General features: G+C 62.0%; 9 protein-coding genes. 6 read left to right on the top strand and 3 right to left on the bottom strand.

Annotated elements, in window-relative coordinates:
• Positions 1-65: 65 nt before the first annotated feature.
• From copA to ybaK, 3 genes are all read left to right on the top strand, one after another.
• Positions 66-2,777 carry a copper-exporting P-type ATPase CopA gene (copA, locus tag GUC32_RS05105; RefSeq protein ID WP_369435590.1) on the top strand — a complete coding sequence of 904 codons (2,712 nt, stop codon included), beginning with the start codon at positions 66-68 and terminating at the stop codon, positions 2,775-2,777.
• Positions 2,778-2,910: 133 nt separating this feature from the next.
• Positions 2,911-3,717: a TraB/GumN family protein gene (locus GUC32_RS05100; protein ID WP_025301805.1), complete on the top strand. Its 807-nt coding sequence runs from the start codon at positions 2,911-2,913 to the stop codon at positions 3,715-3,717.
• Positions 3,718-3,945: 228 nt separating this feature from the next.
• Positions 3,946-4,425, top strand: a complete 480-nt coding sequence (gene ybaK, locus GUC32_RS05095; protein ID WP_004940240.1) for a Cys-tRNA(Pro)/Cys-tRNA(Cys) deacylase YbaK — start codon at positions 3,946-3,948, stop codon at positions 4,423-4,425.
• Positions 4,426-4,435: 10 nt separating this feature from the next.
• Here the strand turns inward: ybaK and dacB are convergent, their stop codons facing one another.
• A complete protein-coding gene (dacB, locus tag GUC32_RS05090) occupies positions 4,436-5,902 on the bottom strand; it encodes a D-alanyl-D-alanine carboxypeptidase/D-alanyl-D-alanine-endopeptidase (protein ID WP_060447634.1) in 1,467 nt (488 codons plus the stop codon).
• 92 nt (positions 5,903-5,994) lie between these two features.
• Positions 5,995-7,152: a multidrug effflux MFS transporter gene (locus tag GUC32_RS05085; RefSeq protein WP_060447635.1), complete on the bottom strand. Its 1,158-nt coding sequence runs from the start codon at positions 7,150-7,152 to the stop codon at positions 5,995-5,997.
• A 100-nt stretch (positions 7,153-7,252) separates the two neighbouring features.
• On the opposite strand from GUC32_RS05085, the gene GUC32_RS05080 reads away from it, so the two are divergent.
• Positions 7,253-8,020, top strand: a complete 768-nt coding sequence (locus GUC32_RS05080; RefSeq protein WP_369435589.1) for a helix-turn-helix domain-containing protein — start codon at positions 7,253-7,255, stop codon at positions 8,018-8,020.
• A gap of 108 nt (positions 8,021-8,128) precedes the next feature.
• Here the strand turns inward: GUC32_RS05080 and ushA are convergent, their stop codons facing one another.
• A complete protein-coding gene (gene ushA, locus GUC32_RS05075; RefSeq protein ID WP_025301800.1) occupies positions 8,129-9,781 on the bottom strand; it encodes a bifunctional UDP-sugar hydrolase/5'-nucleotidase UshA in 1,653 nt (550 codons plus the stop codon).
• A 178-nt stretch (positions 9,782-9,959) separates the two neighbouring features.
• Here ushA and GUC32_RS05070 point away from each other — a divergent pair, with 178 nt between their 5' ends.
• Together GUC32_RS05070 and ybaL are read left to right on the top strand one after the other, a co-directional pair.
• Complete coding sequence (locus GUC32_RS05070; RefSeq protein WP_173889312.1) at positions 9,960-11,180, top strand: MFS transporter; 1,221 nt, start codon at positions 9,960-9,962, stop codon at positions 11,178-11,180.
• A gap of 245 nt (positions 11,181-11,425) precedes the next feature.
• Positions 11,426-13,117 (top strand): YbaL family putative K(+) efflux transporter, encoded by a 1,692-nt coding sequence (gene ybaL / locus GUC32_RS05065; RefSeq protein ID WP_025301798.1) that lies wholly within the window; start codon positions 11,426-11,428, stop codon positions 13,115-13,117.
• The last annotated feature ends 34 nt before the right edge of the window (positions 13,118-13,151 follow it).

The raw sequence follows: 13,151 nt of genomic DNA, 5'->3' as shown, positions 1-13,151 counted from the left end.
ATTCTTAGTGAAAACAGGTCAGGCGGTCAACCTTTAAACACCGCCTCTACGCAAGGAGTTCAATCATGTCACACACCACTATGCTGGCATTGCAGGGGTTGTCCTGCATGAACTGCGCGCAGCGGGTGAAAAAAGCCCTGGAAAGCCGCAGCGATGTCGAACAGGCGGAGGTTAACGTTCATTACGCCAAAGTGACCGGCGAAGCGCCGGACAGCGCATTGATCGACAGCGTGATCGCCGCCGGCTATCAGGCCGAAGTCGCGCCGCGCGCCGACACCAAACTGCAGCTGAGCGGTCTGAGCTGCATGCACTGCGTCGGCAGCACCCGCAAGGCGCTGGAAGCGGTGCCGGGGGTGTTCGCCGCCGAGGTCGAGATCGACAGCGCGAAAGTGTACGGCGATGCCGATCCGCAGGCGCTGATCGCCGCGGTGGAACATGCCGGTTATCACGCCAGCGTGGCGGGTGCCGTCGTCCCAAAAACTGAGCCGTTGACTGACGCAACACCTTCGTTGCCGGACGTTCAGCCAGCGGCGCAGCCTCCCCTTCCGGCAACCGACAACGCGGACGACAGCGTACAGCTGCTGCTCAGCGGCATGACTTGCGCCAGCTGTGTCAATAAAGTGCAGCATGCGCTGCAAAGCGTCCCCGGCGTTGAACACGCGCGCGTCAACCTGGCGGAGCGCAGTGCGCTGGTCACCGGCGCCGCCGATGCGCAGGCACTGGTAGCGGCGGTGGAAAAAGCCGGCTACGGTGCCGAGATGATTCAGGACGAGACCGAACGTCGCGAACGCCAACAGCAGACCGCACGCGCCAACATGAAGCGCTTTAGCTGGCAGGCAGCGCTGGGGCTGGCGTTGGGTATCCCGCTGATGGCCTGGGGGCTGTTCGGCGGCAGCATGACGCTGACGCCGGAAACCCAGCGCCCCTGGCTGCTGGTCGGCGTCATCACCCTGGCGGTGATGGTGTTTGCCGGCGGGCACTTCTACCGCAACGCCTGGCGCGCGCTGATGAACGGCAGCGCCACCATGGATACCTTGGTGGCACTCGGCACCGGCGCCGCCTGGCTTTACTCGATCGCCGTCAACATTTGGCCCGATTTCTTCCCGACGGAAGCGCGCCACCTCTATTACGAGGCCAGCGCGATGATCATCGGTTTGATCAACCTCGGCCATGCGCTGGAGCAGCGCGCTCGTCAGCGTTCTTCACAGGCGCTGGAGCGGTTACTGGATCTGACACCGCCCACCGCGCGGCTGGTGACCGACGACGGCGAACGCGATATCCCGCTGGCGGAGGTGCAGCTCGGCATGACGCTGCGGCTGACCACCGGCGATCGCGTGCCGGTCGACGGTGAAATCGTGCAGGGCGAAGTCTGGCTCGATGAAGCGATGCTGACCGGCGAAGCGGTGCCACAGCAGAAAGGCCCCGGCGATACGGTGCATGCCGGGACGGTGGTCGACGACGGCAGCGTGCTGTTCCGCGCCGCCGCCATCGGTAGCCAAACCACGCTGGCGCGCATCATCAAACTGGTGCGTCAGGCGCAGAGCAGTAAACCGGCGATTGGCCAGTTGGCTGACCGCGTCTCGGCGGTGTTCGTGCCGGCGGTGGTGGCGATCGCCCTGTTCAGCGCAGCGATGTGGTACTTCTTCGGCCCGCAGCCGCAGCTGGTCTATACGCTGGTGATCGCCACTACGGTGCTGATCATTGCCTGCCCGTGCGCATTGGGCCTGGCAACGCCGATGTCGATCATCTCCGGCGTCGGCCGCGCGGCGGAGTTCGGCGTGCTGGTTCGCGACGCCGACGCCCTGCAACAGGCCAGCCAGTTGGACACCCTGGTGTTCGACAAAACCGGCACCCTGACCGAAGGGAAACCGCAGGTGGTGGAGATCCTGACCTTCAATCAGGTCAGCGAGCAGCAGGCGATCGGCTGGGCCGCCGCGCTGGAACAAGGCTCCAACCACCCGCTGGCGCGCGCCATCATGGAACGCGCCGCCGGGCAAACGCTGCCGCAGGTGGCGCAGTTCCGCACCCTGCGCGGCGCCGGGGTCAGCGGGGAGATCGACGGCGCGCAGTTGCTGCTGGGTAACGCCGCGCTGCTGGAACAGCATCAGGTCGCGGCCGACGAACTGGATGCGCCGATGCGCGCCCAGGCCGAACGCGGCGTGACGCCGGTGCTGCTGGCCGTTGACGGTAAACCGGCCGCGCTGTTCGCCATTCGCGATCCGCTACGCGAGGACAGCGTCGCGGCGCTGCAGCGCCTGCACCAGCAGGGATATCAGCTGGTGATGCTGACCGGCGACAACCCGGTGACCGCCAACGCCATCGCCAAAGAGGCCGGTATCGATCGGGTGATTGCCGGCGTGCTGCCGGACGGCAAAGCGGCGGCGATCAAACAGCTGCAGGCGCAGGGCCAACGCGTGGCGATGGTCGGCGACGGCATCAACGACGCCCCGGCGCTGGCGCAGGCCGACGTGGGCATCGCGATGGGCGGCGGCAGCGACATCGCCATCGAGACCGCCGCCATCACCCTGATGCGTCATAGCCTGCACGGGGTGGCGGATGCGGTGGAACTGTCGAAGGCCACGCTGCGCAACATGAAGCAGAACCTGTTCGGCGCCTTTATCTACAATACGCTGGGCATTCCAATCGCCGCCGGCGTGCTCTACCCGCTGACCGGCACGCTGCTCAGCCCGGTGGTGGCGGGCGCGGCGATGGCGCTGTCATCGATTACCGTAGTCAGCAACGCCAACCGGCTGCTGCGTTTTAAACCCAGGAAGTGAGCTCCGGGGCGCCGTCAAGGCGCCCCGCTGTTTTCCGGGCTTCCCTGCGCGGCGGATAGCGTTTAGCATGAATGACGATTTTACCTCGCCTTGCACGCGAAAACGCGCACCCGTTATTCAGGAGCCACGCCGTATGGGTCAACTGTTACGCCGCCTCGCCGCCTTTCTCGGCCTGATCTCGCCCAAAAGTTACGCTTATCCGGCGCTGGACATCACCCTGCCGGGCGAACGTCGGCTGCATCTGGTGGGCAGCATCCATATGGGCACCGTCGATATGTCGCCGCTGCCGCCCCGGCTGGCCGCCCGGCTGCAACAGGCCGACGCGCTGATCGTCGAAGCCGATATCACCGGCGCCGCCTCCCCTTTCGACCACGCCGAACAGCAGCCGGAGCTGGAACAGCGCCTGTCCGCCGAAGAGTATCAACAGCTGCTGGCGCTGTGCCACGAACTGGGCGCCGATCCGCACGCCTTCGCCACCCTGCCCGGCTGGCAGGTGGCGCTGATGATGCAGGCGCGGCAGGCTCAGCGTCTGGGGCTGCGCGCAGAGTACGGCGTAGATTATCAGCTGCTGCAGGCCGCCCGGGCGCAGGACAAACCGGTGATCGAACTTGAAGGGGCGCAGCAGCAGTTGGCAATGCTGGAACAGCTGCCGGAAGGCGGCATCGCACTGCTGCGCGATACGCTGGAACACTGGCATACCAACGCGCGGCTGCTGCAAACCATGGTGAGCTGGTGGCTGGACGCCAAACCGCGCGGCACGCTGGACACGCTGCCGGCCACCTTCAGCGCCGGGCTGTACGACGTGCTGATGCATCAGCGCAATCGCGACTGGCGGCGTCAGCTGGAGGCGCTGCCGGCCGGGGACTATGTGGTGGCGGTTGGCGCATTGCACCTGTATGGCGAGGATAACCTGCCGGCGATGCTGCAGCCACAGGGGTAAAAAAGTGGCCAATATCGCTATTGGCCAGTCAAAGAGGAATTTCTTGTATTCTAGTTATACGCATAGCAACCGTGTTAACGGTTACAGTAAACAGGGTAGCAACCCGGTGAATATCTTGGCAACCCGCTTTATGTAACAGCCGTTCAGGTTGCCGGGCAGGTTGGATTTTTGTATTTTTAAGACTGGTTATCACCCCTTCCCCGCTGGGGACATTTTGGACAACACATCATGACGCCCGCAGTCGTTCTGCTTGAGAAACAAAAGGTCGCCTTCACCCTCCATCCTTATCACCACGACAGCGACGAAACCAACTTCGGCGATGAGGCGGTGAGAAAGCTGGGGCTGGATGCCGATCGGGTTTACAAAACCTTGCTGGTGGCGCTGAACGGCGACGCCAAACACCTGGCGGTGGCGGTCACGCCGGTCGCCACCCAGCTGGATCTGAAAAAGGTTGCCCGCGCCCTCGGCGCCAAAAAGGCCGAGATGGCCGATCCGCAGCTGGCGCAGCGCGTCACCGGGTATCTGGTGGGCGGCATCAGCCCGCTGGGGCAGAAAAAACGGCTGCCGACGGTGATCGACAGCCCGGCGCAAGCGTTCGCCACCATCTACGTTTCCGGCGGCAAACGCGGGCTGGACATCGAGCTGGCCGCCGCCGATCTGTGCCGCCTGCTGGCCGGCAGCTTCGCCGACATCGCCAAACGCGACTGACGCCGCGTACTCAGCGGCACACCACCGTGGCGTCACAGGCTGCCAGCGTCTCCACCAGGCGGTCCTCCAGCGCCTTCACCTCCGCGCCGGGCACCAGATAGTTGTTGCTGATAATGGCGAACGCCAGCGGCCGTCCGGTCGCCGAATCGACATAGCCGCTGAGCGACGAGACCCCGGTCATGGAGCCGCTCTTGGCGTGGGCGCGCCCCGCCGCCGCGCTTTTTACCATACGGTGCTGCAGCGTGCCGCCCACCAGCAACCCCGGCTGGCCCGCGACGGGCAAAGCGCGATACCAGTCGGCGAACCACGGCTGTTTTCTGGCCGCCAACAGCAGCGTCGTCAGCTGTTGCGGCGTGATCTGGTTCATGCGCGACAGCCCTGAACCGTCCACCTGACGGTACGCGCCGGCCGCGATGCCCTGGCTTTGCACAAACTGGCCGATCGCCTGCAGGCCGGCGGCCCAATCCCCCTTACCCTGCGTTTTGCGGCCCATCGCTTTGGTCAGTACCTCACCGTAACCGTTATTGGACACTTTCAGGAAGGTGACGATCAGGCGGGAGAGCGGCGGCGAGTTTTTTTGCGCCAGCAGCTGTGCGCCGGCTGGCGTCACACCCTCTTCAGCATTACCGCGCAGGGTAATGCCGTGCGCGCGCAGGGCATTTTGCAGTAAGGCACCAACCACGCGGGTGGGTTGATCGACAGTGATCAATCGCGAACGGGCCTCCGCCTGCGCGGCAATGGTGCCGCTGACCACAACCCGGTTACTGCCCGGTTGGCGCTCGAACGCCAGTGCGGTGTCGCCGCCGGTGCTGGTACGGTTGACCAGCGTCACCGCGTCATTGGCGGGATAGAAGCTCACCCGCCCCGGCGCACCGGCGCGGGCGCCCGGTTGCACATCCACCCGCACCACGTTGATATCGCCGCCGGGGGTAAAGGCGTAGTTTAGCGCCGAGATCGGTGCAGCGAAGGCAAAGGGTTCATCGTCCCAGCTCCAGCCGGCGCCGAATGGCGTTTGATCGAACGCGCTGGCGTCCAGGATCAGCCGCCCATGAATCTGGCGAACGCCGCGCTGCGCCAGCGTGGCGGCGAAGGTGTCGAGATCGTCAGGATGCAACGTCGGATCGCCGCTGCCCTGCAGATAGAGATCCCCCTGCAAGGTGTTGCCGCGCTGTTCACCGGTGGTCAGCAGCCGGGTTTCAAACCGGTAATCCGCCCCCAGCACGCCGAACGCCGCCAGAGAAGTGAACATCTTCATGTTGGAAGCCGGCGCCAAACGCTGCTCCGCGTGCGCCTGATAAAGCACGGTGCCGCTCTCGGCATCGCGCACCATCACGCCGCTCGACGCCCCAACCAGCGCCTTGTCCTGGCCGAGGGCCGCCAGCGCCTGGCTAAGCGTTTGCTCATGACCTTGGCCGGATGACGAACACCCCGCCAGCGCCAGGATGGCGGGCAGCAGCCAGCCTGCGGTTTTCAACATGTCATCTTCCTGTTTGCGTTATCAAAACCAAATTGTCGCTCAGGCTATCATTGGAAGGCAGCGGTGGCGAGAATGTCCGCCCCGTTTATCATTCAGCTACGCGCAGGCAACGCCAAACGACGCTCGTTGTGCGCCACCCGCCACGCCAACAGCAGCACGCAGAGACTGCAGAGCGACAGCACGGCACCCAGGTGCAGCGACAGCCCCGCCAGCACCAGGCCACCGCCGAGCATCAGGTAATACATCAGGCCAAGGATGGCGCCGGCAGTGCCCATGCAGTCTTTATAATGGCGCAGCGCGCGCGCCAGAATATTGGGAATGGCGATGCCGTACGCCATCACCACCAGCAGCATCGGCAGAACAAACCACAAGGTCCCTTCCAGCAGCAATACCAGCAGGCCGCCGGTCAGCGACAGCGCGCAGGCCAGCATCAACAGTGCGGGGAACAGCCAGCGTTTGCCGATCAAAAACTTGTTGATCGCCGCGCCGATACCCACTCCGACCGCCAATACCAAACCGGTATAACCGAACCACTGCGCCGGCAATCCCAACGCTGAGAAGTGGAATGGCGCCAGTTGGTAATAGCTGAACATGCAAATATTGAACAACGCCACCAACAGCGCACTGAGCCAAATATCCCCGTCCTTGATCATCCGCCCCAGCGTGCCGAAAAATGAACTCTTCACCACCTGTTGCGGACGCGTCTCCGGCAGTTGCCAACCGGCATAGCCCAACAACAGCGCCGCCAACAGCGCCAAACCGCCGAACACCCCCTGATAGCCCCAATAGTAAGTCAGCACTGCGCCGCTCAACACGCCAACCGCCGGACTGATCGCCATGGCGATCCCCATCACCGAGAACACCCGCGCCAACTCATAACCGTCGAAGCGATCGCGAATCGCCGTTTGCGTCCCGACCGAACCGACCGCCGCGCCAAAGGCGGCCAGCACACGCGCCGCCAGCAGCACGCTGAAGCTGCCGCTGAACAGCGCGATGATAGAAGCCAGCAGATAGAGCGTCAGCCCGGCCAAAATGGTAGGACGCCGCCCGATGACGTCGCACATCCGCCCCCATACCACCACGCCGAGCGCAAAAGCGAAAAAGTAACAAGAGAGCGTTTGCGCCGCCATCTCCGCACTGACCCGGAAACCGTGCGCAATGTGCGTCAATGCCGGGCTGTAGATGGTCTCCACCACCTGGGGAAACATCATCATCGACGTCGCCAACGTCAGTGTCAGTTTACGTTGCATAACAGATCCTGTAGCCAAGAATAGGCTGCACAAGGTAGCATCAGCTCCCCGGTACCGATTACAATATAAAAGACAATAAATTTACAAAATCGGACATACTATGGCGTGGCTTCAGGCGCAGGACAGTTTTAATCCGGATACGCTCGACAACGGGGTACTCGGGATCGCCGCCGAACTGGCGCAGCACGACTCGGGCACGCATTGGCATGACAGGGGGCAGTTGCTGTTCTGTCAGCAAGGCAGCATGCGCATCACGCTCAACCAAAGCATCTGCATGCTGCCGCCGGGCAGAGTCGCCTGGATCCCGCCGCAGGTGGCTCACCGCGTTCAGGTCAACGGCGTCGTCGGTTACCGTTCGCTTTATCTCGACGCCGATCGCTATGCCTGTCTGCCTGCGCAGCTTGCCGTACTGACAGCCTCGCCGCTGCTGCGCGAGGTGTTGGAACGCATCGCGTTCGCCGCCTTCGACACCGACTGGCAGCACGGGCCTCACACCAATATTCTGGCGGTCTGCCTCGACGAGATCGCCGCCGCACCGCGCGAACTGACGTTGCTGCCGCTGCCCAGCGACCGGCGCCTGCGCCATCTGGCCAATCTGGACATGCTTCCGCCGCTGCACGAGCTATCGCGCTATGGCGGCGCTTCCGAGAAAACCATCAGCCGGATTTTCCGCCGTGAAACCGGTCTCAGTTATCAACAGTGGCGTCAGCAATGGCGCCTGATCAAAGCGATAGAGATGTTGGCCGCAGGGCTGAGCCAATCCGAGGTCGCCGGCCAGCTGGCGTTTTCCAGCGACAGCGCCTTCGCCACTTTTTTCAAGAATATGATGGGTTGCCCAGCGAGGGCGTATATGGAGAGACGAAAGTAAGACGCCGTCTAAAACGGCAACGCCGACAGAAGGCGTTGATGGAGAGGAGGCTCGCGAAGGCGGGCACGGCGCCCCCGCGACAAGCGAGAACGCCGTTCCGCTACACCTCTATCGATAGACGATCTCGCCCTTTGGCTCGTAGGCCGCCGCATCCAGCGGCGAGTGTTTCTCGATGTACTGCTTCAGCACTTCGGCATCGATAAAGCCGGTGTTGACGTAGCTCGGCAGCCCGTCCAGCTTCGGATAGCCGTCGCCGCCCAGCGCATTGAAGTTCAGTGTCGCCATGCGGTAGGTTTTATCCGCCTGCAGTGGCTGGCCGTTAATCTTCACCTCGCTGACGCCCTTGCCGTCCGCCACTAGGCTGACGTTGGCGAACTGGGCGTAGGCGCCGGAGTCCGGCTTCATGTTGGCCACCACCGCCAGATACTGTTCAACCTCACGGCCTTTCATATCGACATGCACCAACGTGTTGCCAAACGGCTGCACCTTGAGCACGTTCTTGTAGGTGATATCGCCGCTTTCAATCGAATCGCGCACCCCGCCGCCGCTCATCACGGCGAAGTCGGCGTCGGCGCGCTCCCTCTGCGCCGCCAGCATCACCCGAGCCAGGTTGGTCTGCACGAAGCGCACCTTGCTGCGATCGCCTTCAAGCTTGCCGTTGACGCTGCCGATCTTCACGCCCAGCTGCGCCTTGCCCTTATCCTGGAACGGCGTCAGCAGCTTCATCATGGTCGGATCTTCCGCAATCTGCTGGGTGTAGTACACCCGCTCGCTGGTGCCGTCCGCCTTCTCCACCTTCTTCTTCAGGTTTACCGGGATCAGCTGATAATGCACCAGCTTCAGCTCGCCGTTGCGGAATTCGAAGTCGGCGCGCCCGACGTATTTCCCCCACTCATGCGCCTGCACGATCCAGGTGCCGTTCTGGCGATCCGGCGAGCACGGCGTGCCCGGCACATAATCCACCTGTTTGCGGTTGTCGCCGGCCATACACACCGGATCCTGCGAGTGGCCGCCGACGATCATGTCGAGATATCCGGCCGGCAGGCTGCGCGCCATCTCCACGTCGCCCGGCGCGTTCGAGCCGTGTTCGCCGTTGTCATAGTGCCCCATGTGGGTGGCGGCGATGATCACGTCCGGCTTCTCGTCCTTACGCAGTTGCTCCACCACCTGCTTCGCTTCCTGCGCCGGCACGCGGAATTCCATGTCGGTGAAGTACTCCGGGTTGCCTATCTTGGCGGTGTCGTCGGTCGTCAGGCCGATCACGGCAATCTTGATGCCCTGCTTGTCGAACAAGGCGTAAGGCTTGAACAGGCGCTGGCCGGTGCTTTTCTGATAGATATTGGCGGACAGCAGCGGGAAGGTCGCCCATTTCTCCTGCTGGCGCAGTACGCTCAGCGGGTTGTCGAATTCGTGGTTGCCGATCGCCATCGCGTCATAGCCCACCAGGTTCATGCCGCGGAAGTCCGGCTCGGCGTCCTGCAAATCCGATTCCGGCACGCCGGTGTTGATATCGCCGCCGGACAGCAACAGCAGGCTGCCGCCCTGCGCCGCCACTTCCTGACGAATGCCGTCCACCAGCGTTTTCTGCGCGCCCAGACCGTATTCGCCGTGATCGTTCTGCCAGAAGTGACCGTGATGATCGTTGGTATGCAGAATGGTGATGGCGTAGGTCTTATCCTTTTCCCAGGCACTGGCGGCCCCCGACAGCAACGTCAGGGAAACGGCCAGCGCGCATGCGGTGGTTTTCAGCGAAAAACGCATGGCGGATCTCCGTGTATTCAATAGCTTTTATGATGAGGGCGGAATTGTAGCGCGAATTAATGACAGCTGATTTCAAATTTTTGCGATGTGAGTCTGATTATTTCAGATATGGTAAAAATTGGGCGCCCTGCCTAAGATGTCATCTCTGTGCTCAACAACTTCTCAGGCTAATAATAATATGACCGACAGTAGCCAAAGCGCGATGCCGCCCGCCAAGGGCAGTGCGGTGAAGGGAACCGCCTTCTCCATCCTTGGCGCCATCAGCGTGTCTCACCTGCTCAACGATATGATCCAGTCGCTGATCCTGGCGATCTACCCGATCCTGCAAGCCGATTTTCACCTCAGCTTCGTGCAGATCGGCATGATCACCCTGACCTATCAGCTAACCGCCTCGCTGCTGCAGCCGTTGATCGGCTATTACACCGATAAACACCCGCAGCCTTACTCGTTGCCGATCGGCATGGGCTTTACCCTGTCCGGCCTGCTGCTGCTGTCGGTGGCGAACACCTTCCCGCTGGTGCTGCTGGCGGCGGCGCTGGTGGGCACCGGCTCATCGGTCTTCCACCCGGAATCCTCGCGCGTGGCGCGCATGGCCTCCGGCGGACGACACGGCCTGGCGCAGTCGCTGTTCCAGGTCGGCGGCAACTTCGGCAGCTCGCTCGGCCCGCTGCTGGCCGCGCTGATCATCGCGCCTTACGGCAAAGGCAACGTCGCCTGGTTCACGCTGGCGGCACTGCTGGCGATCGTGGTATTGCTGCAGGTCAGCAAGTGGTATCAACATCAGCACCGGGCAACTAAAGGGCAGCCGAAAAGCCCGTCGATGCTGAAACCGCTGCCAAAACGTACCGTTGCCTACTCGCTGGGCATTCTTCTGGTGCTAATTTTCTCCAAATACTTCTACTTGGCCAGCATTAGCAGCTATTACACCTTTTATCTGATACATAAGTTCGGCGTTTCAGTGCAGAATGCGCAAATTCATCTGTTCGCCTTCCTGTTCGCAGTAGCGGCTGGCACCATTATCGGCGGGCCTCTTGGCGATAAGATAGGGCGTAAATACGTTATTTGGGGCTCTATTCTCGGCGCTGCGCCATTTACCCTTGTTTTACCCTATGCATCACTCTATTGGACCGGCATTTTAACGGTGATCATCGGGGTTATTCTCGCCTCGGCGTTCTCCGCCATTCTGGTCTACGCTCAGGAGCTTATCCCCGGTAAAGTCGGCATGGTTTCCGGCTTATTCTTCGGTTTTGCTTTCGGTATGGGCGGGTTAGGCGCGGCAGTTCTTGGTTATGTCGCCGATTTAACCAGTATCGAACTGGTCTACCAAATCTGTGCTTTCCTACCGCTGATCGGCATTATCACCGCGCTACTGCCCAATATGGAGCATAAACCGCAATAACCCCGCGAACCGCCCGGATGAAATTATTTATTCATCCGGGTTATCCTACGGATAAATCAATGTTATTTGGCTTATCTGACACAAAACTCCCTTATTGCCCCGCCTTGAGTGAAATCCTCTGCTTTTTTACAAAAAAGGCCAAATTAGCCAAGCAAGCCGCGAACAAATGCAATAAACTAAATGTATCTTTTCGTAACTTTGTTGCGTTTCTCCCGTGCCGCGATGCATAGCCAGAAGGAGTATGGATGCATAATTCAACACCGCTCATTACCACCATCGTCGGAGGGTTAGTACTCGCCTTCCTCCTCGGCATGCTGGCGAACCGCCTGCGCATCTCCCCTCTGGTGGGGTATCTGGCCGCAGGGGTACTCGCCGGCCCGTTCACCCCCGGTTTCGTTGCTGATACCTCACTGGCGCCGGAACTGGCGGAAATCGGCGTTATCCTGTTGATGTTCGGTGTTGGCCTGCACTTCTCTTTGAAAGACCTCCTCGCAGTAAAATCTATCGCCATACCCGGCGCCGTGGCGCAGATAGCCGTCGCTACCCTGCTCGGCATGGGGCTGTCCAAGCTGCTCGGCTGGGATCTGATCTCCGGGCTGGTGTTCGGCCTCTGTCTCTCCACCGCCAGCACCGTGGTGCTGCTGCGCGCGCTGGAGGAACGGCAGCTGATCGACAGCCAGCGCGGGCAAATCGCCATCGGCTGGCTGATCGTCGAAGATTTGGCGATGGTGCTGACGCTGGTGTTACTACCGGCCTTCGGCAACATGCTGGGCAACAACAACGCCAGCAGCGGCCAACTGCTGATGGAGCTGGCGCTGACCATCGGCAAGGTCATCGCCTTCATCGCGCTGATGATCGTGGTCGGCCGCCGTCTGGTACCGTGGATCCTGTCGAAAACCGCCAGCACCGGCTCGCGCGAACTGTTCACCCTGGCGGTATTGGCGCTGGCGCTCGGCATCGCCTACGGCGCGGTGAAACTGTTCGACGTCTCCTTCGCCCTGGGCGCCTTCTTCGCCGGCATGGTGCTGAACGAGTCCGAACTGAGCCACCGCGCGGCGCACGATACCCTGCCGCTGCGCGACGCGTTCGCGGTGCTGTTCTTCGTCTCGGTCGGCATGCTGTTCGATCCGATGATCGTGATTAACGAACCGCTGGCGGTGCTGGCGACGCTGGCGATCATCGTGTTCGGCAAATCCGCCGCTGCGTTCCTGCTGGTGAAAATGTTCGGCCACTCCAAGCGCACCGCGCTGACCATCTCCGCCAGCCTGGCACAGATCGGCGAGTTCGCCTTTATTCTGGCGGGCCTTGGCATCACGCTCGGCATGATGTCGGAACACGGTCGCAATCTGGTGCTGGCAGGCGCTATCCTGTCGATCATGCTCAACCCGCTGTTGTTCACCCTGCTGGAGCGCTATCTGGCCAAGACCGAAACCATCGAAGAGCAAATCCTCGAAGAGGCGGTGGAAGAAGAGAAGCAGATCCCGGTAGAGATGTGCAACCATGCGCTGGTGGTCGGCTACGGCCGCGTCGGCAGCCTGCTGGGCGGCAAACTAGCCGAGGCGGGCATTCCGCTGGTGGTGATCGAAAACTCCCGCCCGCGGGTGGAAGCGCTGCGCGAGCAAGGCATCAAGACGGTGTTGGGCAACGCCGCCAATCCGGAAGTGATGGATCTGGCGCGGCTCGACTGCGCACGCTGGCTGCTGCTGACTATCCCCAACGGCTATGAGGCCGGCGAGATCGTCGCCTCGGCGCGCGCCAAGCGCCCGAACATCGAGATCATCGCCCGCGCCCACTACGACGACGAGGTGGCCTACATCACCGATCGCGGCGCCAATCAGGTAGTAATGGGCGAACGGGAGATCGCCAACAGCATGCTGAACATCCTGCAGCTGGACACCCTGAGCGAAGAAGAAAAAATGGGCGGCTGCCCGATCTGAAACGCCCCGCGCGCACAAAAAAAGGTCCGGCATG

This window comes from Serratia sp. NGAS9 (genome assembly GCF_009905295.1).
Lineage (GTDB): Bacteria > Pseudomonadota > Gammaproteobacteria > Enterobacterales > Enterobacteriaceae > Serratia > Serratia bockelmannii.
Note: the sequence above shows the minus strand (reverse complement) of the source record. Positions and strands in the feature narration are given on the sequence as shown.